This is a genomic window from Sphingobium sp. (assembly GCF_003248505.1).
GTDB lineage: Bacteria > Pseudomonadota > Alphaproteobacteria > Sphingomonadales > Sphingomonadaceae > Sphingobium.
Genome location: NZ_QFOA01000051.1, coordinates 1 through 24,669 on the forward strand (window position 1 = coordinate 1; position 24,669 = coordinate 24,669).

Sequence of the window (24,669 nt, forward strand, 5' to 3'; positions counted from 1 at the left end):
GGCGAACAACAACTGTCCGACCATATGGGCTATGTCATCCGCTATGCGGGGCCAGCCTCGCCCGCGCCCCTTACGGTCCGCCTCGCCAGCAACGACGCGCGGGCCGGGCGCGGACGCGGCTTCTGACGCGTCTTCGAACTGTCGCCTTCCCCTGCTATGGCCTGTCGTCCATGATGCTGCGCTTCCTCCTCCCGCTCGCCCTTGCGACCCCGCTGGCGGCGCAGACCCCCGAGCCCGCGTCGCCGCCGCCCGCGCCGGTCAGCCTGCGCCTGTCCGCGCCCGAAGCGCATCAGGGTGCGGCGTCGGACGGCACCTATGTCTATGCGATCGACAATGACCGCATCGGCAAATACCGCATCGCAGACGGGGCGCGCGTCGCGGGCTGGCAGGGCGAACGCCGCCTCTTCCCGCATATGAACAGCTGCACCGTCGCGGGGAAGGAACTGGTCTGCGCCGCGTCCAACTATCCCGCCGTGCCGCAGACGAGCGCGGTCGAATTTTTCGACACCGCGACCCTGCGCCATGTTCGCACGGTCAGCCTCGGGTTCGGTCCGGGTTCGCTCACCGCGATGGATCGCCATGGCGGCAAATGGTGGGCGGTGTTCGCCAACTATGCGGGCAAGGGCGGGGAACCGGGACGCGACACGCACTACACTCTGCTCGTGCGGATGGACGACGCCTTCCGGCAGGAAGCGGCGTGGACCTTCCCGGCACAGGTGCTGGATCGCTTCGCCCCGTTCAGCTGCTCTGGCCTCAGCTGGAGCAACGACGGGCGGCTCTACGTCACCGGCCACGACCGCCCGGAAATGTACGAAGTCGCGCTGCCGGACGCGGGATCGCAGCTTGAACTGCGGCGCGTGATCGGCATCGCCTCGCCCGGGCAGGCGATCGACTGGGACCCGGTTGTGCCGGGGCGGCTCTGGTCCATCGACCGCGCGAAGACGGACATGGTGGCGAGCGCGATCCCCCCGAACTGACCCGGCTTACTGGGGTTTGAGCGTGTCCATGATCTGTCGCACGGGCGCGATGTCGTAGCCGGCCGTCGCCGCCTGCGCCGCCAGCACGTCGGGATGGTCGCCCGCCCGTGCGCGGGTCAGCGCCCACAGCAGCGTGCTGCGCGTCCCCGAACGGCAATAGGCGAGCATCCTGCCCCCTTCGGCCTGTTCCAGCGCGCCCGCCATCCCGTCCAGCTGCCAGGGCGCAAAGCCGCCGTGCGACACAGGCACCGCGACATAGGCGATCCCCGCTTCCTTCGCCGCCGCCTCGATCGCCGCGCCGTTGACCTGTCCCGGCTCTTCGTCGTCGGGGCGATTGTTGACGATGACGGTCACGCCCTGCGCCTTCGCCTCGGCCACGTCCGCGACGCTGATCTGCGGGGACACGAGCAGGCGGTCGGTGATCTTGCGGAACATGATGGCTTCTCCTTTTCCGGGCGATCCCATGCGCCCCCGGCCCGCGCATTTCAAGACGGGAGGCCGCATATCCTATGCTTAGTTAGCTAACTAACGATACCGCGCGCAAATGTCGTTCGATTGTCTACTTCGCTGTCTCTTTATCTCACAAAAAGGGCCGGATCGCCGCCAGGAAAGCGTCGCCATAGGCATCCAGCTTCTTCTGCCCGATGCCGCTGATATGGCTCATGTCCCGGATCGAGGAAGGCCGCTGCTCGGCCATTTCGCGCAGGGTCGAATCGTGGAAGATGACATAGGGCGGCACCCCCTGTTCCTGCGCCAGTTCGCGGCGGCAGGCGCGCAAGGCGTGGAACAGCGGGTCGCCCACCGGATTGGCTTCCGCCGCGCCGCGCGCATTGCGCCGCCCCCGCGCGCGCTTGGGCGGCATGAGGATGCGCACCTCCTCCTCCCCGCGCAGGATCGGGCGGGCATGCGGCCCCAGCATCAGCCCGCCATGCTCCGTCGTCTCCAGCGCGTCCCGCACCAGCAGCGCGCGCTGCACCGGGCGCAGCAGCGCCGCCTCTTCGCCGATAACGATCCCGTGGACGCTGATGCGGTCATGCCCCCGCTCGCGCACCTTGTCGTTGGGCGCGCCGGTCAGCACCGCCTCGATATGCCCCGCGCCGAAACTCTGCCCGGTGCGATAGACCGCCGACAGATATTTCCGCGCCGTCTGCGTCGCATCGACGCTGGCGGGCGGCGACAGGCAATTGTCGCAATTGCCGCAGGTCGGCTGCGGGTCCTCCCCGAAATGGCGCAGCAGGATGGCCCGCCTGCACGTCGCCGTTTCGACCAGGGCGCCCAGCGCCGCGATCCGCGCCCGCTCCCCCTGCTGGCGCGCGGGTTCCAGCTCGGCGATCCGCATCCGCGCCCGCGCGAAATCCTCCGCCCCCCAGAACAGGTGCGCGACCGCCGGTTCGCCGTCGCGTCCCGCCCGGCCCGATTCCTGGTAATAGCCCTCGATCGACTTGGGCAGCCCGGCATGAGCGACGAAGCGCACGTCCGGCTTGTCGATCCCCATGCCGAACGCGACGGTGGCGACCATCACCATATCCTCGCTGGCGATGAAGGCGCTCTGGTTCGCGGCGCGTTGCTTGGGGTCCATGCCTGCATGATAGGCGCGCACCGCTCGCCCGCCCCGCCCCAGCGTCTCGGCCAGCTTCTCCGTCGCCGCCCGGGTCTGCGCATAGACGACGCCCGGCCCCGGTTCGGCCGCCAGCAGGTCGGCGAGCTGCCGGGTCAGGCCCTCGCGCGGATGGACGGCGTAGCGGATGTTGGGCCGGTCGAACCCCGCGATGATCAGCCCGTCGTCCGGGATGCCGAGCTGGACCAGAATGTCCCGCCGCGTATGCGCGTCCGCCGTCGCCGTCAGCGCAAGGCGCGGCACCTGCGGAAATTCGTCCAGCAACGGGCGCAGCAACCGATAGTCGGGGCGGAAGTCGTGCCCCCATTCCGAAACGCAATGCGCTTCGTCGATGGCGAAGAGCGCGATCTTCGCAGACCGCAGCAGGCTCCTGAACCCCTCTCCGCTCGCCCGCTCCGGCGCGACATAAAGCAGGTCGAGGTCGCCGCCGCGCAGCCGGTCCTGCGTCTCGCGCCAGTCGGCGTCCACGCTGGTCAGGCTGGCGGCCCGGATGCCCACCGCCTGCGCCGCGCGCAGCTGGTCGTGCATCAGCGCGATGAGCGGCGACACCACGACGCAGCATCCATCGAGCGCCACGGCGGGCAACTGGTAGCAGAGTGACTTGCCCGCACCCGTCGGCATGATCGCCAACGTCGGCTGCCCCGCCATGACGCGGCTGACCACCTGTTCCTGCACCCCGCGAAAGCCGGTGAAGCCGAAAATATCGTGGAGAAGCGTGGGGATGTCGCGCGGCATGGCCGTGCCTTAGCCGCCCGCGCGCGCCGGGGCCACCCGCCAACCCGTCAAATTGCGTCGGCTTAGTCCGCCGGATCGAGCAGGCAGCCCCAGCCCGGCTTGAAACGCGCCGTCCTGTGGCTGAGCAACGGCACGCTGGCCCGCACCGCGCGCTCTTCGGGCAGGTCCTCCAACCGCACCATCGCCATGCCCGGCTCCTTGTCGCCGGTGCAGCTTGCCATCGCCCGACCCTCGACATAGCGGCACGAACAGCCGATCCGTGCACCGTATGCCGCGCCGAGCTGCGCCCGCGCGGTCAGCGTCGGGCCTGCGCAGGCGAGCAGCCCGAACAGGACGAGGACGAGCAGCGCCGCCCCGATCCACCATGTGCGTTTCGCCCTCATGGCGTTCATTCCCGCTATCCTGTCTGGCCCGCTATCCTGTATGGGCGCCGGCTTATGCAGATCGACAGCCGAATCGTAAAGCGCCTTGGCATCGCCGCCACCCTGATCGCGACGCTCGCGGTGGGAACGCTGGCGGGGCGCGCCCAGCAGCCGGAGCCGCTCTACCGCGTGTCGAGCAAGGCGGTCGTGTCCGATTCGGCGCTGCGCGGCGCGATCGACCCGCTGTTCGACGATAGTGCCATGGGCGAAACCCGCGCGCTGCTGGTGATGCGCGACGGCGAAGTCATCGCCGAACGCTATGCGCCGGGCTTTGGCCCCGACACCAAATTGCTGTCCTGGTCGATGGGGAAGAGCGTGACGGCGGCTCTGGTCGGCCTGATGGTCGCCGACGGACGGCTCGCGATCGACGCGCCGGTGCCGGTCCCCGCCTGGAGCCAGCCGGGCGACCCGCGCGGCGCGATCACGCTGCGGCAATTGCTGACGATGACGTCGGGCCTCGACCATGTCGAAGATGGCGAGCCGGTGACGGACGGCGACACGGTGCGGATGCTCTTCATGGACGGGGCGCGCGACATGGCAGGATTTGCCGAGGCCAAGCCGCTGGCGAACGATCCGGGATCGACCTTCGCCTATTCGACCGGCAGCACGCTCATCCTCGCCGACCTCATGACGCGGATGCTGACCGACAGCGACGATCCGGACATTCGGCGACGGGCGATGCAGGCCTTCATCGACGGGCGGCTGAAGGCTCCGGGCCAGTTGCCGAGCCTCACGGTCGAATATGATGCGCGCGGCACGATGATCGGCGGCAGCATGATGCACATGACCGCACGCGACTACGGTCGCTTCGGCGAACTGCTGCGCAGGCGCGGGCGCGGGCCGACCGGGCACCAGATCCTGCCGGAAAAATGGATCGACCTGATGACCACGCCCTCGCGCCGCAATCCGGCCTACGGCCTCCATGTGTGGCTCAACCGGGACGGGCCGCACAGCGCGCTGATGCCGGGTCAGGCACCGACCAGCCTGTTCGGCTGCGTCGGGCATGGCGGGCAATATATCCTCATCTCCCCGTCCCAGCGGCTGACCGTCGTGCGCATCGGCATGTCGCCCAGGAAGGAACAGCGGCAGGCAGTGCGCGGTGCACTGGCAAAGCTCGTCGGCCTGTTTCCGGGCTAGATCAGGAATCGCCCCTCGATCACCGTGCGACACTGGCCGGTCAGGACGGCACGGTCCCCGTCCAGCCGACAGCCAATCCGCCCGCCCCGCGCCGACGCCTGAAAGGCGCTGAACGCGCTCCGCCCCAGGCGTTCCGCCCAGAAGGGAGTGAGGAGGCAATGGGCCGATCCGGTCACGGGATCTTCGTCCACGCCGCCGCCCGGCACGAACACGCGGCTGACGATATCGCTGTCCGTCCCCGGCGCGGTGGCGATCAGCATCACGTCGCCCTGTCGCTTCAGCGCCGCGAAGTCGGGCGCCAGCGCCTGCACCGCCGCCTCGTCCGGGAACAGGAACAGGCTATAGCCCCCCTCGCGCCAGAAGGACGCGACCGGCGCGCCGCCCAGCCCCGCCGCCAGATCGGGCAACGGCCTGTCTTCCATCGTCCAGGCAGGCAGAGACAGCGCATAGCCATCGTCCTGGCGGCTGACCGTCAACACGCCTGCATGGCGCGTGCGAAAGCGGATTGCGTTCCCCTCCATCAGCACATGCCCGCTGGCGAGCGTCGCATGGCCGCACAGCTTGACCTCCACCGTCGGCGTGAACCAGCGCAGCGCATAGTCGGCTTCGGGATCTTCCGGCGTCGGCACGGTAAAGGCGGTTTCGGAAAGATTATTCTCGCCTGCGATGGCCTGAAGCGTCGCATCGTCCAGCCAGCCGTCGAGCGGCATGACGGCGGCGGGATTGCCGGTGAAGGGCGCGTCGGCGAACGCATCGACCTGGGTGAAGGGAATGGATGGCATGGCGAGCGTCCCTGTGCTGCTGTCCCGCGCTGATGCCGCACCCGCCCCGCGACCGACAGGGCCACATCGCCCGCAAAGGCCGGGACCATCGGCAAAAGGGGCCAGCCCCCGTGACAAGGACCGGCCCCTCGATGCGGCGTTCAGGGGACGCTTTGACCGTCAATCCGCGCGCTGCGCGCTGACGCTCCCCAAGCTTACGCTCTGCCGCACGCCCACCCGCGGGCGTTGAAGGTCATCGTATCGCAACCACCCCCGAGTCGTCTTGCGCGTTCGACGCGGCAACGCGTCACTTCGCCGCGTCAGTCCCGCATTGGGCGCGGTGAAGCAGCTTCTGGTCGGCCAGCACCAGCGCCATCATCGCCTCGACCACGGGCACGCCGCGAATGCCGACGCACGGATCGTGCCGCCCCTTGGTGACGATATCGGACGCCTGACCTTCACGCGTCACCGTTTCGACGGGGATCAGGATCGAACTGGTCGGCTTGAAGGCGACGCGCAACTTGATCGGCTGCCCGGTCGATATGCCGCCCGCGATACCGCCGGCATGGTTGGCGAGGAAGGTCGGGCCATCCGCGCCCGGCCGCATCGGATCGGCATTCTGCTCGCCGCGCAGCCGCGCTGCGGCAAAGCCGTCGCCGATCTCGACCCCTTTGACCGCATTGATGCTCATCATCGCGCTCGCCAGTTCGCTGTCGAGCTTGGCATAGAGCGGCGCCCCCCAGCCTGCAGGAACGCCCGAGGCGACGCATTCGACCACCGCGCCGAGCGACGATCCGTCGAGCCGCGCCGCGTCGACCAGCCCCTCCCATCGCCGCGCAGCGCCAGGGTCCGGGCAGAAGAAGGGGTTTTGGGCGATATAGGCGGGATCGAAATGGGCAAAGTCGATGGCATCGCCGCCGATCTCGCTCACATAGGCAAAGATATCGACGTCCGGGATCACCGCCCGCGCCACCGCGCCTGCGGCCACCCGGCTCGCCGTTTCGCGCGCCGACGACCGCCCGCCGCCGCGATAGTCGCGAAAGCCGTATTTGGCGTCATAGGCATAGTCGGCATGACCGGGACGATAGGCCTTGGCGACCTCCGAATAATCCTTCGACCGCTGATCGGTATTCTCGATCATCAGGCTGATCGGCGTGCCGGTCGTCTTCCCTTCGAACACGCCCGAAAGGATGCGCACTTCGTCCGCTTCGCGCCGCTGGGTCGTGAACTTCGACGTGCCGGGCTTGCGCAGGTCGAGCCAGGGTTGGATATCCGCTTCGCTCAGCGGCAACCCCGGCGGACAGCCGTCGACCACTGCCCCGATCGCGGGACCGTGGCTTTCCCCCCAGGTCGAAAAGCGAAAGACGCGGCCGAAGCTGTTGAAGCTCATTTGTCGAGCGCGATATCGGGTGCGTCCTCGGCCTTCATGCCGATAACGTTGTAGCCCGCATCGACATGGTGGATTTCGCCCGTGACACCCGCCGACAGGTCGGACAGCAGGTATAGCCCGGCCCCGCCGACATCGTCGATGGTGACGTTGCGGCGCAGCGGCGAGTTCAACTCGTTCCACTTGAGGATGTAGCGAAGGTCGCCGATGCCGCTCGCGGCCAGCGTCTTGATGGGACCTGCCGATATCGCGTTGACGCGGATATTTTCCGGCCCCAGGTCCATCGCCAGATATTTGACACTTGTTTCGAGCGCCGCCTTGGCAACGCCCATGACGTTGTAATGCGGAATGACCTTTTCCGCGCCGTAATAGCTCAGCGTCAGAATGCTGCCGCCTTCCGGCATCAAGGCCCGCGCCCGCTGCGTCACCGCGACGAAGCTGTAGGCCGACACGTTCATCGTCAGCAGGAAATTATCGAGGCTGGTGTCGACATAGAGACCGCGCAGTTCGTTCTTGTCGGAAAAGCCGATGGCGTGAACGACGAAGTCGAGCCCGCCCCAACGGCTTTCGATCTGCGCGAACGCTGCGTCCAGATGCGCCATGTCGGTCACGTCGCAGTCGATCAGAAAGTCCGAACCCAGTTGCTCGGCCAACGGCTTTACGCGCTTGGCCAGCGCTTCGCCCTGATAGGAGAAGGCTAGTTCCGCCCCCTGCGCATGCAACTGCTTGGCGATGCCCCAGGCAAGCGACTTGTCGTTCGCCAGCCCCATGATGAGGCCGCGCTTTCCTGCCATCAAGCCTGTCATATCGTCGTTCCGTTTCCCTGCGTGTCTGGCGCCTTGTCCATTTCCTCATCGGGGAATTCCGCCAGCGCCGCGTTCAATTCCGCGCCAATTACCACGCCAAGCCCCACGAGAAAGAAAAAAATGAGTGTAATCATGACCCCTGCCAGGCTGCCATAGGTGCGGCCATAGCCGCCCAGCAACGACAGGGTCGGCGGCAGCAGCAAGGTCGTCCCATACCACCAGAGCGAGGTGGCCACCGCGCCCGGCCATTTGGGAAAGCGGCGGTCCTTGTAGAGAGAGGGCGTCAGCGCGACGAACAGCGACCACATCGCGACGCACAGGATCGCCATCGGCACGAGCTTTGCCGATGCGACCAGCGCGATCGCGTCGTCGGCCCAGGGGAGTATCTGATGCAGGAACTGGTCGATACCGGTGATCACGACCTGCATGGAAAAGGCGAACATGACCGCAAAGACGCTAGCCAGCGTGATGCCGATGGCGCTCAGCCGATATTGCCAGAACGCCTTGGTGCTCTTCGTCCCATAGGCGCGGCGCAGGATGTCGCGGATCGTTTCGATCAAGCTGCCGACGGTCCACAGGCCCACCAATCCGCCTAGCCACAGCAGAGGGCCGGATCGCGCCGTCAGCACATCGTTGATCGGTTGCCGCACCACGTCCGCGACCCCGCGCGGGACCGTGTAGAGAAAGGCGTTGACCGCCTGCACCCCGTCATGCGTCCGCCCGAAGATGCTCGCCACCGCCGCTGCGACGATGAAAAAGGGGAAAAGCGTCATCAGCGAGAGATAGGCCAGGTTCCCCGCGTGGATGAAACCGTCGCTATAAGTGCCGACCGCGACGCGCTTCGCCACTTCGAAAATGTGCGATCCGGGCCGGACCTTGTCGATCTGGCGATGAAGGCGGGCGCGCGCGCCGTCTCCGGTGTTGCGGCGCGACTCGGGCGAAAGAGGGGACGGCATCGGCATCAGCCGGGCTTAACGCCTCATACGCCCAAATGGGCGCGCACGGCCCGGCTGTCCTGCCAGCTTTCGATCAACGCCCTGATCGCGGGGTCGTCGGCGGGCACGTCGATCTGAAGCGTGACGAGCTGGTCGCCCCGTTGGCCGTCCTTGCCGGTGAACCCCTTGCCACGCAGGCGCAGCGTCTTGCCGGACGACGTGCCCGCGGGCACGCCCAGCATCACCGGGCCGTCGACCGTCGGCACCTTGACCTTGCCGCCCTTCACCGCCTCGTCCAGCGTGATGGGAAGGTCGAGCAGCACATTGTCGCCATCGCGCGTGAAAAAGGGATGGGGCTTCACCTCGATCGTGACGATCGCATCGCCAGCGCCGCCCGGCCCCGCCTGCCCCTTGCCCGACAAGCGCATCTGCGTCCCGCTCTCGACCCCGGCCGGGAGCTTGAGGTCGATGGTCTTGCCATCCTGAAGCGTGATCCGCTGTGGGGCGAGGGTGGCCGCGTCGACGAACTGCACCGCCAGCCGATAGGCGACGTTCGCGCCCTTCTGCGGCGGAGCCTGGCGCCCGAAGCCGCCGAAACCCGCTCCGCCCCCACGGCGACCCGCGCCGCCGAACAGTCCTTCGAAAATATCGCCGAAATCCGCTCCGCCCGTCTCGAACCCGCCTCCGGGCTGCCCGCGAAAGCCGCCCCCCGGGCCACCGCCGCCAAAGCCGAACGGCGCGGCTGGATTACCGTCGCCATCGATCTCTCCCCGGTCGAACTGCGCGCGCTTGTCCTTGTCCGACAGCAGATCATAGGCGTTGGTGACGGCGGAAAACTTTTCCGCTGCCTTCGGATTGTCCTTGTTCCGGTCGGGATGCAGTTCCTTGGCAAGTTTGCGATAGGCAGACTTGATCTCCGCTTCATCCGCGGTGCGGGCCACGCCCAAGGTCGAATAGGGATCAGCCATTCACTCTACCTGTTGCACAAAAGCATCACTGCGGCCTATGTGGACGATAGCCCGGCCACATTCAAGACATGGCGGTCGCCATCTCTCGACAATCGGTCATATCGACAGGGCGCAGGACGCGGCCTAGGACGGGGGCATGACCGATCCTTTCTCCCTGTTCGACCACTGGTACGCCGAAGCGCGGCAAACCGAAATCAACGACAGCAACGCCATGGCACTCGCAACCGCCGACGCGCGGGGACGACCGTCGGTGCGGATGGTGTTGCTCAAGGGGCATGGACCCGACGGCTTCGTGTTCTACACGAATTTCGAGGGACGAAAGGCGGGCGAACTCCACGCCAATCCTCACGCCGCTCTTCTCTTCCACTGGAAATCGCTGCGCCGACAAATTCGGATCGAAGGCCCCGTCAGTCCGGTCGAGGACGAAGCGGCCGACGCCTATTTCGCGACGCGCAGCCGCGACAGCCAGCTTGGCGCATGGGCATCCGACCAGTCGCGCCCGCTTCCCTCGCGCGACGTCTTCATGGATCGGTTCGCGCAAGCAAGCGCGCGCTTCGAAGGCGGCCCGGTGCCCCGCCCGCCGCACTGGTCGGGTTTCCGGCTGACGCCGCAAACCATCGAATTCTGGCAGGACCGCGAACATCGCCTGCACGAACGCCGCGTCTTTTCGCGCGATGGCGACGGCTGGCGCGAAGGACTGCTCTACCCCTGACGGCAGGCGCGGCGGAAAGCGCGTCCAGCTTCGTCTTGGAGGGATAGGGGCGGTCGCGCGCCGATTGCGGGCAATCCAACCGCCTGATAGGTGTCGGCCAAAGACAGCATATTGAGCGGAGCGCGCGCCGGGCGTGCGCCCGAGAGGGATTTGATGCGAAACAGACTGACGGCTTTCATCCTCATCGGCATGATCCTGGGGGTGATCACCGGCTTCGTCGCCAATCTGATGGTTGGGGGTGACGAAGCGCTGGCGAAGGACGTTGCCGGCTATTTCCACCTGCTGGCGGACATTTTCCTCCACCTCATCAAGATGATCATCGCGCCGCTGGTCTTTTCGACGCTGGTCGCGGGCATCGCCCATATGGGCGACAGCGCTGCACTGGGCCGGATCGGGGGGCGGGCGCTCGCATGGTTCATCATCGCCAGCCTCATATCGCTGACGCTGGGCCTCATCTTCGTCAATTTCTTCGCGCCCGGCGAGGGCCTGAATCTGGTCCGGTCCGGCGCGGATTCAGGCGTCAGTACCGAAGCGCTCAACTTCCGCGACTTCATCCTCCACGTCTTCCCCACTTCCATGGTGGGTGCGATGGCGGAAAATTCGATCCTCCAGATCGTCGTCTTCTCGCTTTTCGTAGGCGTGGCGCTGACCGCCATCGGCGACAAGGGCAAGCCCATTGTCACGGTGATCGAGGCGATGGTCGACCTGATGTTGCAGGTGACGGGCTATGTCATGCGCGTTGCGCCGCTCGCGGTATTCGGCGCGCTGGCATCGTCGATCACGGTGCAGGGCCTCGGCGTGCTCAAGACTTATGGCGCGCTGGTGGGCGAATTCTACATCGCGCTTTTCTGTCTGTGGCTACTGCTCGTCGCAGCCGGGTCCATCTTCCTTGGCAAGCGGATGGTGAAGCTGATCCGCTACGTGCGCGAACCCATCCTGATCGCCTTTTCCACCGCCTCGTCCGAAGCGGCCTATCCCAAGATGCTGGAGCAACTCGACCGTTTCGGGGTGCCGCGCCGCATCTACAGCTTCGTGCTGCCGCTCGGCTACAGCTTCAACCTCGACGGGTCGATGATGTATGCGACCTTCGCGACGATCTTCATCGCGCAGGCTTACGGGATCGACCTGCCGATCGCGACACAGATCACCATTCTCCTTGTGCTCATGGTCACCAGCAAGGGCATCGCCGCCGTACCGCGCGCATCGCTGGTGGTGGTTGCCGCCACGCTAGGCCAGTTCGACCTGCCGGTGGAGGGCGTGGCGTTCGTACTGGCGGTCGATCACTTCATGGACATGGGCCGCACCGCTACCAACGTACTGGGTAACGCCATCGCCACGTCGGTCATCACCAAATGGGAAGGGATGCTGGAGGTCGAGGAGCCTGTCGACGTGGAACATCCAAAGGCGCCGGCTAACACACCTGCGGATGGGCGGCGGGGCCTGGAACTGGCGTCGGACATGGTCGACGATCCGCGCAAGGGCTAAAGCCGCCTCCGCTATGGCGTCCTACCAGAGGACGCCACGCACGGGGGTCATCGGATCGGGCGCCGGGTCGCCTATCGACTGAAGCAGGTCGATCTCGATCGTGCGACACATTGCGGTGAGTGGATTGTCATGCACGGTATCGGCGAACGGATCGACCAGATCGTCGCCGATGCGTAGCACTGCCAGAAACATGAGCCCCGCCACCGTCGATCCCAGCGGCGTCGCAAGTCCCAGCGTCTCGACAAGGCCGATGGGCAGCGCAATACAGAAGATGTGAGTGAAGATCGTCGGCAGGTAACGATATTGTACCGGCAAAGGCGTGTTTTTGATCCGCTCCATGCCGCCCTGGGCGTTGGAGATGTCCACCAGCACCGCTTCCATTTGCGCCTGCTGAATCGTATCGATCCAGCCATTCGCCTTTGCGAGAGCGATGCGCCGACCGGTGCTGTCGAGCAGGCCGTTCGCTGGGTTCGTTCGGGCCAGAGCCTTGCCCTTGTCTTCTTCGTTGAGGAATTTCTCTACGTCCTCGCCGATGGGCTGGCGGCGAAGCTGGCACCGCAGCGCATTCACATAGGCGATCTGCCGCTTCACGATCTCGCGCTTGACTTCGCGGGCTTCGGGATCGGGCAGGAAATTGCGCGCGGCACGCGACAGGCTGCGCGACGCGTTGATCATCGCGCCCCACAATGTGCGCGCCTCCCACCAGCGCGCATAGGCGCTGTTCGACCGGAAGCCCAGGAACAGCGCCAGAACCGTGCCGAAGATCGTCAGCGGCAGCGGAGGAGCTTTGAAAGGCAGGACGAAATAGGTCAGAGTCACCACGCAGTCCCATACGAACAGGCCCAACAGCGGCTTCCACACTTCGGAAACGACGCGACTGAGGCTGGGGACGGGATCGACGATCATGATGTTCTCCGGCGATGGGACTGGCGCAACGCCTGCGCCGATCAAATCGCTCCGCCGATGCCGCGGCGAAACGAAATGTTACGGACGAGGCCCCGACCGGCGCGGCCGGGGCAGCGCGATCAGCGCAGCTTTGCAATCGAAAGCCCGTCCTGCTTGGCGCGGGTCTTCACCGATTCCTCGCTACGGGTGAGCGCCTTGGCGATCGCCTTCAAGGCCATGCCCTTCTTCGCCAGGGTATGCAGCTTCTGGATCTCGTCCGCAGTCCAGGGCTGCTTGTGCCGCTCGAAACGATCTCCCGCCATGGCGATCAATCCGCGAAGGGATCGCGCACGAGGATGGTGTCCTCACGCTCGGGGCTGGTGGATACGAGCGTCACCGGGCAGCCGATCAACTCCTCGATACGGCGGATATATTTGATCGCCTGCGCCGGAAGATTCGCCCAGCTGCGCGCTCCGGCGGTCGTGTCCTGCCAGCCTTCGATATCCTCGTAGATCGGCTCGGCCCGCGCCTGGTCCTGCGCGTGGGCGGGAAGATAATCGAAGGTCCGTTCACCGATGCGATAGCCGACGCAGATTTTCAGGGTTTCGAACCCGTCGAGCACGTCGAGCTTGGTCAGCGCGATGCCTGTGACGCCCGACACCGCGACCGATTGGCGCACCAGCACCGCGTCGAACCAGCCGCAACGGCGTTTGCGCCCCGTGACGGTGCCGAATTCGTGGCCGCGTTCGCCCAGGCGCTGGCCAACGGCATTGTCCTGCTCGCTCGGGAACGGCCCTGAGCCGACTCGGGTGGTATAAGCCTTGGTGATGCCGAGCACGAAGCCCGCGCCGCTGGGGCCAAGGCCGGTCCCGCTCGCCGCCGTACCCGCAACCGTATTGGAGGATGTAACGAACGGATAGGTGCCGTGGTCGATATCGAGCAGCGTCCCTTGCGCGCCCTCGAACAGGATGCGCTTTCCCTCCGCCTTCGCCTTGTTGAGCGTCAGCCAAACCGGCTTTACGAACGGCAGGATAAACTCGGCGATATCCCGCAGCTGCGCCATCAGCGTTTCGCGGTCGATCGGCGGTTCGCCGAACCCGGCGCGCAGCGCGTCATGGTGCGCGGTCAAACGGTCTAGCTGCGGCCCAAGATCGTCGAGGTGGGCCAGATCGCATACGCGAATCGCGCGGCGACCGACCTTGTCTTCATATGCGGGGCCGATACCGCGCCGCGTCGTGCCGATCTTGCCCGCGCCGCTCGCATCCTCCCGCAGCCCGTCGAGGTCGCGGTGAAAGGGCAGGATCAGGGGGCAGGTTTCGGCGATCTGAAGGTTGGCGGGCGTGATTTCCACCCCCTGCCCGTTCAGCTTCGCCACCTCGTCACGGAAATGCCAGGGGTCCAGCACCACGCCGTTGCCGATCACCGACAATGTGCCGCGCACGATGCCCGATGGAAGCAGCGAAAGCTTATAGACTTTTTCACCGACCACCAGCGTGTGCCCGGCATTGTGACCTCCCTGGAAGCGGGCGACGACATCGGCGCGTTCCGACAGCCAGTCGACGATCTTGCCCTTGCCCTCGTCGCCCCACTGAGCGCCGATCACGGTTACATTAGCCATGGATACAGTCCTCCGCCCGCCGCGCGGACCGGTCATGCCCTTCGACGGGACTCGACATGCCGGTAGGATGAGGGACGCCGTTTGCGTCCGAATGCGGGGCGCGCGGTAACTCCGCGCCGGGCCTCCGTCAAGTCAATAGGCGCGCGGTTCGGTGCCGTCGAGCCAGTGCGAACAGCGCTGTGCCGCGCCGTCCTCGCCTTCCTTGAGCGCCGCGACGGTGTGCCAGCCCTGTGCGCGCAACGCTGCCGCCGCTGCCGCGTCGTGCCCCAGCGGCAGGAAAATGCGCCTTGGGCTTTCATCGCCGAAGCCTGCGTCGATCAACGGGTCGGGATAGAGGGAAAAGCCCATCGCGGGCTCGTCCGCGCCGTCCGCCCGCGCGATGGCATAGCTGCCCCCGCGACCGATTTCGCCAATGAAGCCATCGGCGAAGATGGAGAAGCCGAACCAGTTCTGGAATTCGAAGCCGTGCCGTTCGGTCGGATCCAGCGTCAGCGTAATGTCCCACCCGATCGGCTTTGCGATGGCGCGAAGCCCTGCGATCCGGCTGCCAAGCGCGCCTCCGATCCGCGCGTCGAACGCCTCCAGACGCTCCATCGCGCCGTGGAAAGGCCCGGTCGCCTCGATAAGGGGCAGGTAAGCAGCCGCCGCCGGGCTGATGGCGACGAGGGCACCGGCATCTTTCGCGTCGAGCTGGGTGCGGACGGCCTCGACCTCCCGCGCGTCGAGCGGAAGAGGACCGGCAGACAGCGTGTCGACGAGGTCGGGCAGAGTGAAGTCGATGGTCAGCCCGGTGACGCCCGCCGCCTGCAACGCCTCGATTGCGACATTCACGATTTCGACCGCTGCGGCGCTGCTGTCGCTGCCGATCAGTTCGGCGCCCAGTTGCATCTTTTCACGCTCGGGTCGCAACTGGCTGGCCTTCTGGCGAATGACCGGACCTGCATAGGACAGGCGCAACGGACGCGGCGCATCGGCAAGGCGCGTAGCGGCGATCCGCCCCACCTGTGCGGTCATGTCCGGACGAAAGGCGAGCGTTCGCTGCGACACAGGGTCAACGGCACGCACCAGATCCTGTGCGCGCATCGAGGTCAAACGCTGGGTCAGCGTATCCTCGAACTCCGCGAGCGGCGGCATGACGCGCTCATAGCCATGGGTCGCGACCGTATCGAGCACGCGCCGCGCGAGACGCGCGGAGGCTTCGGCCTGCGGCGGCAGGCGGTCGGAAAGGCCCTCGGGAAGGAGGCCGGGCGGGATCATGCGGCTCGTCATGGTCATGGGCTGGCCCTTAGCAGCTTGCGCGAGCAAGGCCAGCCCATCGTCCCTCAGGCGAAGCGCAACGGCTTCACCTGCTTCACGCCGGCGAGGTTGCAGATTTCAGCACGCAGCGGTTCGGTCACGATGCCGTCGACCGACAGCAGCAGCACCGCTTCCCCGCCCTGGTTGCGGCGCCCAAGGTGGAAGGTGCCGATATTGACGGCAGCTTCGCCCAGCGTCGAACCCAGACGGCCGATGAAGCCGGGCGCATCCTGATTGACGATATAGAGCATCGTGCCGTCGAGGTCGGCTTCCACCTTGATGCCGAACAGTTCGACGAGGCGGGGCTGGGCATGGCCGAACAGGGTACCCGCGACCGATTTGTCGCCATTTTCCGTCGTGACGGTGACCCGTACCAGCGTCTGATAGTCGCCCTCCCGGTCGTGCCGCACTTCGCGAACGTCAAGACCGCGTTCTTTTGCGAGGAAGGGTGCGTTCACCATGTTCACCGTGTCGGAATAGACGCGCATCAAACCGGCGAGCACCGCCGCTGTAATCGGCTTCTGGTTGAGTTCGGCGGCATGGCCTTCGACTTCGACCGCGACACCCGTGATCGCATCGCCTTCCAACTGCCCCACCAGGCTGCCGAGCCGTTCGGCCAGCGCCATATAGGGCTTGAGCTTCGGCGCTTCCTCGGCGCTCAGCGAAGGAACGTTGAGAGCATTAGTGATGCCGCCGTCGAGCAGATAGTCCGAAAGCTGTTCGGCCACCTGAAGCGCGACGTTCACCTGCGCCTCGTCGGTGGAAGCGCCAAGGTGCGGGGTGCAGATGAAGTTTGGCGTGCCGAACAGCGGCGATTCCTTTGCCGGTTCGGTCTGGAACACGTCGAGCGCAGCGCCCGCGACCTGCCCCGAATCGAGCGCTTCCTTGAGCGCCGCTTCGTCGATCAGCCCGCCGCGCGCGCAGTTGACGATGCGAACGCCCTTTTTCGTCTTGGCGAGGTTTTCGCGGCTGAGGATGTTGCGGGTCTGGTCGGTCAGGGGGGTGTGCAGCGTGATGAAGTCCGCCTTCGCCAGCAGCGTGTCGAGATCCGCCTTCTCGACGCCCATCTCGACCGCGCGCTCGGGCGTCAGGAACGGGTCGAAGGCAACCACCTTCATCTTGAGGCCCAGCGCGCGGCTCGCGACGATGGAGCCAATATTCCCCGCCCCGATAAGGCCGAGCGTCTTGCCGGTCACTTCCACACCCATGAAGCCGTTCTTCGGCCACAGGCCTTGCTGCGTCTGCGCATTGGCTTCGGGAAGCTGGCGCGCGAGCGCGAACATGAGTGCGATAGCGTGTTCGGCGGTGGTGATCGAATTGCCAAACGGGGTATTCATGACAATCACGCCCTTGGCCGAAGCATAAGGGATATCGACATTGTCGACGCCGATGCCTGCGCGTCCGATGACCTTGAGGTTCGTCGCGGCGTCGAGGATGTCCTTGGTCACCTTGGTAGAACTGCGAATGGCAAGCCCGTCATACTGGCCGATGATCGCTTTCAGCTCATCCGGGGTCTTGCCGGTGATCTCGTCGACCTCGACGCCGCGGTCGCGGAAGATCGCGGCGGCGCGGGGGTCCATCTTATCGGAAATAAGGACTTTGGGCATGGTGATGGTTCCTGTGCTTCACCGCCCCTCGGCTTGCGATCCGAAGTTCGCCTTTAGGCGGGCGGCATGAAATGACGGTGGGAGGCCCCGGCTTAAGGGCCGGGGCGATGCGAGAGGTTTAAGCGGCGGCCTTCGTCTGGGAATAGGCCCAGTCGAGCCACGGTCCGAGCGCCTCGATATCGGCGGTTTCGACCGTCGCGCCGCACCAGATGCGCAGGCCCGCCGGAGCATCGCGGTAACCGGCGATGTCATAGGCCGCGCCTTCCTTTTCGAGGAGAGCGGCGAACGCCTTGATGAAGGCTTCGTCCGCACCCTCGACCGTCAGGCAGACGCTGGTCTTCGAACGCGAAGCAGGGTCGGCGGCAAGGTGGCCGAGCCAGTCACGCTCCGCCACGATCCTGTCCAGCGCCGCTGCATTCGCGTCGGACCGGGCGATCAAACCGTTGAGGCCCCCGACCGACTTGCCCCATTCCAGCGCAAAGATCGCGTCTTCGACGGCGAGCATGGAAGGCGTGTTGATCGTCTCGCCCTTGAATATGCCTTCGGACAGCTTCCCCTTGGCCATCAGGCGAAAAACCTTGGGAAGAGGCCAGGCAGGCGTGTGGTTTTCCAACCGCTCGACGGCGCGGGGCCCGAGGATCAGGACGCCATGACCGCCCTCCCCGCCCAGCACCTTCTGCCAGGAAAAGGTGGCGACGTCGATCTTGGCCCAATCGATCTGGTAGGCGAACACGGCGCTGGTCGCATCCGCGAAAGTCAATCCTTCCCGATCAGCCGGAATCCAGTCCGCGTTCGGCACCCGAACGCCACTGGTGGTGCCGTTCCAGGTGAAGAGCACGTCCGTGCCGAAGTCGATTTGGGCCAGGTCGGGCAGCTGGCCGTAATCGGCGCGGACGACAGTCGGGTCGAGCTTCAGCTGCTTGGCAGCATCCGTCACCCAGCCTTCACCGAAGCTTTCCCAGGCGAGCGTAGTGACCGGGCGCGCGCCCAGCATCGTCCACATCGCCATTTCGAATGCGCCGGTGTCGGAACCGGGGACGATGCCGATACGATGCGTATCGGGCAGATTGAGCAGTTCGCGCATCAGGTCGATGCAATAGGCGAGGCGTGTCTTCCCGATCTTGGCGCGATGCGAACGACCGAGCGATTCGGCGCTCAGCTTGTCGGCACTCCAGCCGGGAGGCTTTGCGCAGGGACCGGAAGAAAAGAAGGGGCGGGCCGGATGGCTGGCGGGCTTTTCAGCAGGCGCAACGGTGGCGTCAACGGCAGTCAGTTCAGTCATAATATGCGTCTCCTTGCAGAGAGCACGCGCGGCGTTGGGACCGCGTGGCCCGCTGGCCGCCCTAAAGATGCGGGCGGCGGAGTCAAGTGGACGCCAAATGCGACGAACGGTTTTTTTCGTTAATCCACTGAAAGAATTGGGATGGTAAAGCCCGATTCATGAATGAACGGGCCAAGGAATACCGGCGCGATGTGGCCTTCGCTGTGTTGCTGGCAAGTGTGATGAGCCTTGGCGCCTGCGGTAAGGACCTCGTCCCGCGGGGCCGGGTCGCCGCCGCATCGAACCGGGCGCCCGTCGCACGCGCGCCATCCCAACCGACGATGGGAACCCGGCAATGCCTTGCGCGTCTGCAATCGCAATCGGTTCGGTTCACCCCCCTGCCCGACCGGACTTTCGGCGGGGGATGCAGCGCGATCGGCAGCGTCAAGCTGCTCGACATCGGAGTGCCCACGACCAATCTGGGTGCAATGACATGCAATCTCGCGGCCAATTTCGTCGGCTGGGTACGGTATGGCGTACAGCCCGCCGCGCGCCTGATCCTGGGCGCGGAGGTGGAGAGAATCGAGACATTCGGCACCTATAATTGCCGCCCGATCGCGGGCAGCGGAAAGCTGTCCGAACACGCGCACAGCAATGCGGTCGACGTCAGCGCGTTTCTCCTGTCGGATGGCCGACGCATCACCATTCAGAAAGATTGGAACGGCGACAGGCGTACGCGGCAATTCTTCGAAACGGTGCGGGCAAGCGCCTGCAAACGGTTCCGGACCGTGCTCAGCCCCGATTATAACGCTGCGCATCACGACCATTTTCATTTCGATATGGGGGGGCGAGGCGGATTCTGCCGTTGAGCGGACTTGGCAGAGTCATCTTTGGCTCTTAAGTCGCCGGGATGACGAAAAAAGAGATTAAAGAACGCAAATTCCGTCCCGCGCGCGAAGAAGCGGTCGACGCCCGCAAGCAGCTTGAAACCCCGCAGACGCAGAGCACGGCCTATCGCCTTGCTTTCCAGGACACCGAATTCCTGCTGCGCGAGGATTTGCGCCCGGTTCGATTCCAGCTGGAGTTGCTCAAGCCGCAATTGCTGATGGACGAAGCGCGGATCGAATCGACCTTCGTATTCTATGGATCGGCACGCATTCCCGAGCCGGATCAGGTACAGGCCCGCATCGACGCGGCCTCAACGCCGGAACAACGCCGTCTCGCCGAAAATCTGGGCGCGAAGGCCCGTTATTACGAAGAAGCGCGCAAACTCGCGCAGATCGCGGCGCAATATCCTGTCAACGCAGACGGGTGCCGCCACTTCGTCGTCTGCTCGGGCGGCGGCCCCTCGATCATGGAGGCGGCCAACCGGGGTGCACAGGATGTAGGTCAAACCACCATCGGCATGAATATCGTCCTGCCGCATGAACAGGCTCCCAACCGCTTCGTCACGCCGGAACTGAGTTTCCAGTTCCACTATTTCGCGCTGCGCAAGATGCATTTCCTGTTGCGCGCCCGCGCGCTTGCGGTCTTCCCCGGCGGCTTTGGCACGTTCGACGAGATGTTCGAACTGCTGACGCTCATCCAGACCGGCAAGATGAAGCCGATCCCCATCCTGCTCTATGGCCGCGATTTCTGGAATCGCGTCGTCGATTTCGAGGCACTGGCGGACGAAGGCGTGATTTCGCCCGCCGATCTCCAGCTCCTTACCTGGGTGGAAACGGCGCAGGAAGGATGGAATGCGGTGCAAAGCTTCTACGAAAATAGCGAGATGCCGGCGGATTGCTGACCCGTAGCGCCGCATGGTGCGCCCTTGCCCTCAAGGCCGCGCCGCTTTAGGGCGCGGCCATGCGCGCGGACCTGGCCCATATCAACACCTGGATCTTCGATCTCGATAACACGCTCTATCCGGCGAAGGCGGACCTGTTCGCGCTGATCGACGTGAAGATGGGAGAGTTCATCCAGGGCCTGCTCGGGTGCGACCCGCAGCAAGCGCGCGCAACGCAGAAGCGTTACTTCATGGAGCATGGCACGACGCTGTCGGGCCTGATGCACCATCACGGCATCGAACCGCGCGCATTCCTGGATTATGTCCATGACATCTCGATGGATCGGCTTGAAGTCGATCCGGTGCTCAACGCCGCCATCGCGGCGCTGCCGGGCCGCCGCCTTATCTTCACCAATGGCGACGCGGCCTATGCGACGCGTGTGCTCGACAGATTGGGCCTGTCCGGCGCGTTCGAACTGATTCACGACATCCATGCCTGCCAATATGTGCCCAAGCCGGACCCATCAGGCTATGCCGAACTTTGCCGGGTCCATTCGGTTGAGCCGACCTCCGCTGCCTTCTTCGAGGACATGGCCCGCAACCTCAGGCCCGCCAAAGCCATCGGGATGACCACGATCTGGGTCAACAACGGCTCGGAAGCCGGGTCACACGACCATCATCCCGACTTCATCGATTTCGAAACCGACCATCTGACGCCGTTTCTGGCCGCCATTCTGGGGAAATGACCATGAGCCAAGACCTGATCGCCACCATCGACGCTGCCTGGGAAGACCGGGCGAACGTCACTCTCCAGACGCAGGGCGACGTGCGCCACGCGGTGAACCGGGCGCTCGCCCTCCTCGACAAGGGTCAACTGCGCGTGGCGGAGCCGACCGCGGAGGGATGGCGGGTCAACCAGTGGGCGAAGAAAGCGGTGCTTCTGTCCTTCCGCCTCAACGACAATGCCATGATCGACAATGGTCCGGGTGCGGGCCACTGGTGGGACAAGGTGCCCAGCAAGTTCGCCGGTTGGGACGAAGCGGCATTCCGCGCCGCCGGGTTCCGCGCCGTTCCGGGCAGCTTTGCACGGGCAGGATCGCACATTGCGAAGAACGTCATCCTGATGCCGAGCTTCGTCAACATCGGCGCATTCGTCGATGAAGGCACGATGGTCGACACCTGGGTGACGGTCGGCAGCTGCGCGCAGATCGGCAAGAATGTGCACCTGTCCGGCGGCGTCGGCATCGGCGGCGTGCTCGAACCGCTTCAGGCGGACCCCGTCATCATCGAGGACGACTGTTTTATCGGCGCGCGCTCCGAGGTTGTGGAAGGCGTGCGAGTCGGCAAGGGGTCGGTGCTGTCGATGGGCGTTTTCATCGGCCAGTCGACCAGGATCGTCGACCGTGCCACGGGCGAGGTCTTCATGGGAGAAGTGCCGCCCTATTCGGTGGTCGTTCCCGGATCGCTGCCCGGCAAGCCGCTGCCGGACGGTACGCCCGGCCCCAGCCTCTACTGCGCGGTGATCGTGAAGCGCGTCGATGCGCAGACTCGGTCCAAGACGGGTATCAATGAGCTGCTGCGCGACTGATCCCATGGCGGGAGGGCGCGCGCCCTCCCCTATTCGAGGGCGAGCAGCGCAAAGGTCGCAAGCCAATGCTCGCCCATATAATCGCCCGCAACATGCGGAAGGCTGGCGTCGATATGTCGGGACGCTGCCTCCCGGGCGATCGGTTGGACCGGATCGCCCGGCCCCAAAGCCGCCGCGATCCCGCGCCAGCACCACGCACGGCTAAGGTTGAGGCCGTCGAGATGCGCGATTTTCCCATCGCTTCGATCGGACACGATAGCAGACTGGAATAAAGTCACCGGCTCACCTTTCGTCAGATCGGGCAGGAAGGCGTGGAACCACGCCTGGAATGCCGCGCTGTCCAGCAGTCGGCTCATCAACAGCGATTCGCATAGGGCAGGAGAGAGGAACTCATCCCCGCCCGGCTCCCAAGCCTGGCACGCGCGATCCTGCCCGAACCAGCCCAGAGCCTTTTGCCGGATCAGGGCTGCCAGCGCGGCGTCCCGCTCCTCAGCCCATTCGAGCGCCAAAGTCAGTGCGAACGCAATGTTGAAATGCGTGCCCACGCGCAGCGGGTAGGTCAGTTTAGGCAGGAACGCGCGAAAGCGATCGGCAAAATCGCGCGCCAGCGGTTCGACGGCAGCACTCCATGGCGCGTCGTGGCGCTCCAGTTCGGCATGGAGCGCCAGCGCCCACGCCCAGCCATAAGGACGCTCGAAGCCTGCGCTCATCGCTCTGGCAAGATAGGCACGCTCGCCCGCTATGTTGGCGGGGGTCAACATCGCGTCTGCACGTATGCGCACTTGCGGCACCGAGCTCATATCGGGGAACAGGCGTATCAGGCGCATCACCTGCCACCAGCCATGGACGCAGCTATGCCAGTCGAAGCTGCCATGAAAGACCGGATGATGCTCACGCGGAGGCCGGGCATCTTCCGGCCCGGTCAGCACCAAATCCATCTTGAAGGGATATTCCCGCCCCAGATGCGAGAGGGTGAGTTCGACGAATCGTTCGCCGATATCCCGCGTCAACAAAGTCATGGAAAGGCCAGCCAATAAATGAGGAGGATGTTGACGGCGAGCAAAGGGATTGCCGTCCCTGCCTGCCGCCGGATGACGCCATGTTGGTCCTTCATATCCAGCAGCACCGCAGGCACCAGATTGAAATTCGCGGCCATCGGCGTCAGCAGCGTGCCGCAAAAACCCGCGAGCATGCCTATGGCGCAGACGATCGCGGGATCGCCATGCCAGCTGTGGATGAGGACGGGCACGCCGATTGCGGCCGTCATCACCGGGAAGGCGGCAAAGGCATTGCCCATCACCATCGTGAACAACGCCATGCCAAGACCATAGGCCGCGACCGCGCCGAAGAGGCTGCCTTGCGGTATCGCCTGCCGCACGATCCCCCCGACCGCGTCGCCCACGCCCGCTAGTGCGAATACTGCGCCCAGCGCAGCGAGCATCTGCGGCAGGATCGCCGCCCAGCCGACGCTGTCCATCAGGCGCGCGCCCTGATGCAGCGGAGTCAGCGGCGACGCGCGAAACCACAGGCAGCCGGTGGCGCAGGCCACGAGCACTCCTAACGCCAGCGCGATCAGCGTCGCCTGCTTGCCGTCGAACAGAAGAGGCATCTGCTTGAACAGCAGCGTTCCGACAAGCGCCGTTGCCGGAATGATGAGCGCGACGATAAATAGACGATTGCCGAACCGTTCCGCCCCGCTGCGGCGGGTTTCGGGGGAAGCTTCGGCCCCACCGCGCCGCATCCGCCCGAACGCGCCCAGCGCTACCAAGCCCAGAACCAGCACACCGTTGCCAAAATCCCCCAGCCGATCGCCCGCCCACATGCTGAGCGCCAGCAACGCCCAGAAGACGGCATTGGCCAGACGGTCGCGCACCCCGATCAGCGCGTAAGCGGCGAAGATCGTGCCCATCATCGCATAGACCCATGGCAGCGAGATCATGGCGCAGCCCGGCCGATACGGCGGTCGAGCCGCCAGAGACGGAAACCATGGATGACGAATGCGGCAACGGCGGTGGGAATGGCCCAGACCGACAACTGAAGCGGTTCCAGCAAGATGCCATATTGCTCCAAAAGTCCCTTGATCAGCAGGATCGATCCGATCGCAAGGAATACATCCTCCCCGAAGAACAGGCCGACATTGTCGGTCGCGGCAGCCCAGCCCCTGATCTCATCGCGCTCTTCTTCGGTGAGGCGTCCTGCCTGACGCTCGGCGGCCGCTTCCGCAATGGGCGCGACCAGTGGCCGGACCGTCTGTGCGGGCCCTGCGACGGAGGTCAGGCCCACCGCCGACAGGCCCTGCCGCAGCAGAAGATAGAAGATGAGGAATTTGCCCACGGTCGCGCCCCGCATCCGGTCGATGAGGCCTCGCGCCCGCTCCTGCAATCCGCACGCTTCGAGCAGTCCGATAACCGGCAAAACGATCCAGATGACGCTGACATAGCGCGCCTCGTTAAACGCTTTGCCGAGCGCGGCAACGATCGCAACCGGATCGAGCCCCGCGGCTATGCCGGTGACGATGGCGGATACGAAGATGACGAGAAGGGGATGAAAGCGCAGCAGGAAGCCGCCTACAATAACGGCGATGCCAAGCAGCACCATCGCGGCTAGAGACCTGCCTCTATCGCCAGGCGGATCGCTTCGGCCGCCGTCCTGACGCCCAACGCCTTGAGCATCGCGGCACGATGCATTTTCACCGTGCGTTCG

25 protein-coding genes and 1 pseudogene are annotated in these 24,669 nt (G+C 65.3%); 8 read left to right on the top strand and 18 right to left on the bottom strand.

Annotated elements, in window-relative coordinates:
- Positions 1-173 precede the first annotated feature (173 nt).
- A complete protein-coding gene (locus DI606_RS14085; RefSeq protein WP_293984213.1) occupies positions 174-977 on the top strand; it encodes a hypothetical protein in 804 nt (267 codons plus the stop codon).
- Positions 978-983: 6 nt separating this feature from the next.
- On the opposite strand, the gene DI606_RS14090 is transcribed toward DI606_RS14085, so the two are convergent.
- The 3 genes from DI606_RS14090 to DI606_RS14100 all read right to left on the bottom strand — a co-directional run bounded on the left by DI606_RS14090 (position 984) and on the right by DI606_RS14100 (position 3,713).
- Positions 984-1,412: a TIGR01244 family sulfur transferase gene (locus DI606_RS14090; RefSeq protein WP_293984173.1), complete on the bottom strand. Its 429-nt coding sequence runs from the start codon at positions 1,410-1,412 to the stop codon at positions 984-986.
- Between the two features lie 145 nt (positions 1,413-1,557).
- On the bottom strand, positions 1,558-3,330 hold the full coding sequence (recQ, locus tag DI606_RS14095) for a DNA helicase RecQ (RefSeq protein ID WP_293984175.1): 1,773 nt from the start codon (positions 3,328-3,330) through the stop codon (positions 1,558-1,560).
- Positions 3,331-3,392: 62 nt separating this feature from the next.
- Positions 3,393-3,713, bottom strand: coding sequence for a hypothetical protein (locus tag DI606_RS14100; RefSeq protein ID WP_293984215.1), 321 nt, complete (start codon positions 3,711-3,713; stop codon positions 3,393-3,395).
- Positions 3,714-3,767: 54 nt separating this feature from the next.
- Here DI606_RS14100 and DI606_RS14105 point away from each other — a divergent pair, with 54 nt between their 5' ends.
- Positions 3,768-4,889 carry a serine hydrolase gene (locus DI606_RS14105; protein WP_293984177.1) on the top strand — a complete coding sequence of 374 codons (1,122 nt, stop codon included), beginning with the start codon at positions 3,768-3,770 and terminating at the stop codon, positions 4,887-4,889.
- On the opposite strand, the gene DI606_RS14110 is transcribed toward DI606_RS14105, so the two are convergent.
- The 5 genes from DI606_RS14110 to DI606_RS14130 form a co-directional block, all read right to left on the bottom strand.
- A complete protein-coding gene (locus DI606_RS14110) occupies positions 4,886-5,671 on the bottom strand; it encodes a PhzF family phenazine biosynthesis protein (protein ID WP_293984179.1) in 786 nt (261 codons plus the stop codon). The two genes, DI606_RS14105 and DI606_RS14110, sit on opposite strands and share 4 nt — an antisense overlap.
- A 286-nt stretch (positions 5,672-5,957) precedes the next feature.
- Positions 5,958-7,040, bottom strand: coding sequence for a chorismate synthase (gene aroC, locus DI606_RS14115; RefSeq protein WP_293984181.1), 1,083 nt, complete (start codon positions 7,038-7,040; stop codon positions 5,958-5,960).
- Positions 7,037-7,843, bottom strand: coding sequence for an enoyl-ACP reductase FabI (gene fabI / locus DI606_RS14120; protein WP_293984182.1), 807 nt, complete (start codon positions 7,841-7,843; stop codon positions 7,037-7,039). The genes aroC and fabI overlap by 4 nt, the downstream gene beginning before the upstream one ends.
- The gene (locus DI606_RS14125; protein WP_293984184.1) at positions 7,840-8,805 is read right to left on the bottom strand and encodes a YihY/virulence factor BrkB family protein; all 966 of its coding nucleotides are present in this window, start codon (positions 8,803-8,805) and stop codon (positions 7,840-7,842) included. The genes fabI and DI606_RS14125 overlap by 4 nt, the downstream gene beginning before the upstream one ends.
- A gap of 17 nt (positions 8,806-8,822) precedes the next feature.
- Positions 8,823-9,746, bottom strand: coding sequence for a DnaJ C-terminal domain-containing protein (locus DI606_RS14130; protein WP_293984185.1), 924 nt, complete (start codon positions 9,744-9,746; stop codon positions 8,823-8,825).
- Between the two features lie 136 nt (positions 9,747-9,882).
- Here DI606_RS14130 and pdxH point away from each other — a divergent pair, with 136 nt between their 5' ends.
- A complete protein-coding gene (gene pdxH, locus DI606_RS14135; RefSeq protein ID WP_293984187.1) occupies positions 9,883-10,458 on the top strand; it encodes a pyridoxamine 5'-phosphate oxidase in 576 nt (191 codons plus the stop codon).
- Positions 10,459-10,611: 153 nt separating this feature from the next.
- Positions 10,612-11,943, top strand: coding sequence for a dicarboxylate/amino acid:cation symporter (locus DI606_RS14140; protein WP_293984189.1), 1,332 nt, complete (start codon positions 10,612-10,614; stop codon positions 11,941-11,943).
- 21 nt (positions 11,944-11,964) lie between these two features.
- On the opposite strand, the gene DI606_RS14145 is transcribed toward DI606_RS14140, so the two are convergent.
- From DI606_RS14145 to DI606_RS14170, 6 genes are all read right to left on the bottom strand, one after another.
- Positions 11,965-12,849 (bottom strand): bestrophin family protein, encoded by an 885-nt coding sequence (locus DI606_RS14145; RefSeq protein ID WP_293984191.1) that lies wholly within the window; start codon positions 12,847-12,849, stop codon positions 11,965-11,967.
- Positions 12,850-12,968: 119 nt separating this feature from the next.
- Positions 12,969-13,151, bottom strand: a complete 183-nt coding sequence (locus DI606_RS14150) for a hypothetical protein (RefSeq protein ID WP_293984193.1) — start codon at positions 13,149-13,151, stop codon at positions 12,969-12,971.
- Between the two features lie 5 nt (positions 13,152-13,156).
- Entirely contained in the window at positions 13,157-14,446 is a 1,290-nt protein-coding gene (locus tag DI606_RS14155; RefSeq protein WP_293984195.1) for an adenylosuccinate synthase, read from the bottom strand.
- Positions 14,447-14,578: 132 nt separating this feature from the next.
- The gene (locus DI606_RS14160; RefSeq protein WP_293984217.1) at positions 14,579-15,715 is read right to left on the bottom strand and encodes an ATP phosphoribosyltransferase regulatory subunit; all 1,137 of its coding nucleotides are present in this window, start codon (positions 15,713-15,715) and stop codon (positions 14,579-14,581) included.
- A gap of 53 nt (positions 15,716-15,768) precedes the next feature.
- The gene (gene serA, locus DI606_RS14165; protein ID WP_293984197.1) at positions 15,769-17,349 is read right to left on the bottom strand and encodes a phosphoglycerate dehydrogenase; all 1,581 of its coding nucleotides are present in this window, start codon (positions 17,347-17,349) and stop codon (positions 15,769-15,771) included.
- A 118-nt stretch (positions 17,350-17,467) separates the two neighbouring features.
- The gene (locus DI606_RS14170; RefSeq protein ID WP_293984198.1) at positions 17,468-18,631 is read right to left on the bottom strand and encodes a phosphoserine transaminase; all 1,164 of its coding nucleotides are present in this window, start codon (positions 18,629-18,631) and stop codon (positions 17,468-17,470) included.
- Between the two features lie 158 nt (positions 18,632-18,789).
- On the opposite strand from DI606_RS14170, the gene DI606_RS14175 reads away from it, so the two are divergent.
- The 4 genes from DI606_RS14175 to dapD are packed head-to-tail and all read left to right on the top strand — an operon-like array spanning position 18,790 to position 21,966.
- Complete coding sequence (locus DI606_RS14175) at positions 18,790-19,479, top strand: extensin family protein (protein ID WP_293984199.1); 690 nt, start codon at positions 18,790-18,792, stop codon at positions 19,477-19,479.
- 41 nt (positions 19,480-19,520) lie between these two features.
- Positions 19,521-20,399 (top strand): LOG family protein, encoded by an 879-nt coding sequence (locus DI606_RS14180; protein WP_293984200.1) that lies wholly within the window; start codon positions 19,521-19,523, stop codon positions 20,397-20,399.
- Positions 20,400-20,458: 59 nt separating this feature from the next.
- Positions 20,459-21,124 carry a pyrimidine 5'-nucleotidase gene (locus tag DI606_RS14185; RefSeq protein WP_293984202.1) on the top strand — a complete coding sequence of 222 codons (666 nt, stop codon included), beginning with the start codon at positions 20,459-20,461 and terminating at the stop codon, positions 21,122-21,124.
- A gap of 2 nt (positions 21,125-21,126) precedes the next feature.
- A complete protein-coding gene (gene dapD / locus DI606_RS14190) occupies positions 21,127-21,966 on the top strand; it encodes a 2,3,4,5-tetrahydropyridine-2,6-dicarboxylate N-succinyltransferase (protein WP_293984204.1) in 840 nt (279 codons plus the stop codon).
- A gap of 29 nt (positions 21,967-21,995) precedes the next feature.
- Here the strand turns inward: dapD and DI606_RS14195 are convergent, their stop codons facing one another.
- From DI606_RS14195 to DI606_RS14210, 4 genes and pseudogenes are all read right to left on the bottom strand, one after another.
- Positions 21,996-22,985, bottom strand: coding sequence for a DUF2891 domain-containing protein (locus DI606_RS14195; protein WP_293984207.1), 990 nt, complete (start codon positions 22,983-22,985; stop codon positions 21,996-21,998).
- Complete coding sequence (locus DI606_RS14200; RefSeq protein WP_293984209.1) at positions 22,982-23,905, bottom strand: DUF979 domain-containing protein; 924 nt, start codon at positions 23,903-23,905, stop codon at positions 22,982-22,984. The genes DI606_RS14195 and DI606_RS14200 overlap by 4 nt, the downstream gene beginning before the upstream one ends.
- A complete protein-coding gene (locus DI606_RS14205; protein WP_293984211.1) occupies positions 23,902-24,564 on the bottom strand; it encodes a DUF969 domain-containing protein in 663 nt (220 codons plus the stop codon). The genes DI606_RS14200 and DI606_RS14205 overlap by 4 nt, the downstream gene beginning before the upstream one ends.
- A 5-nt stretch (positions 24,565-24,569) precedes the next feature.
- Positions 24,570-24,669 (bottom strand): annotated as a pseudogene (locus DI606_RS14210) (histidine kinase); the annotation flags it as partial.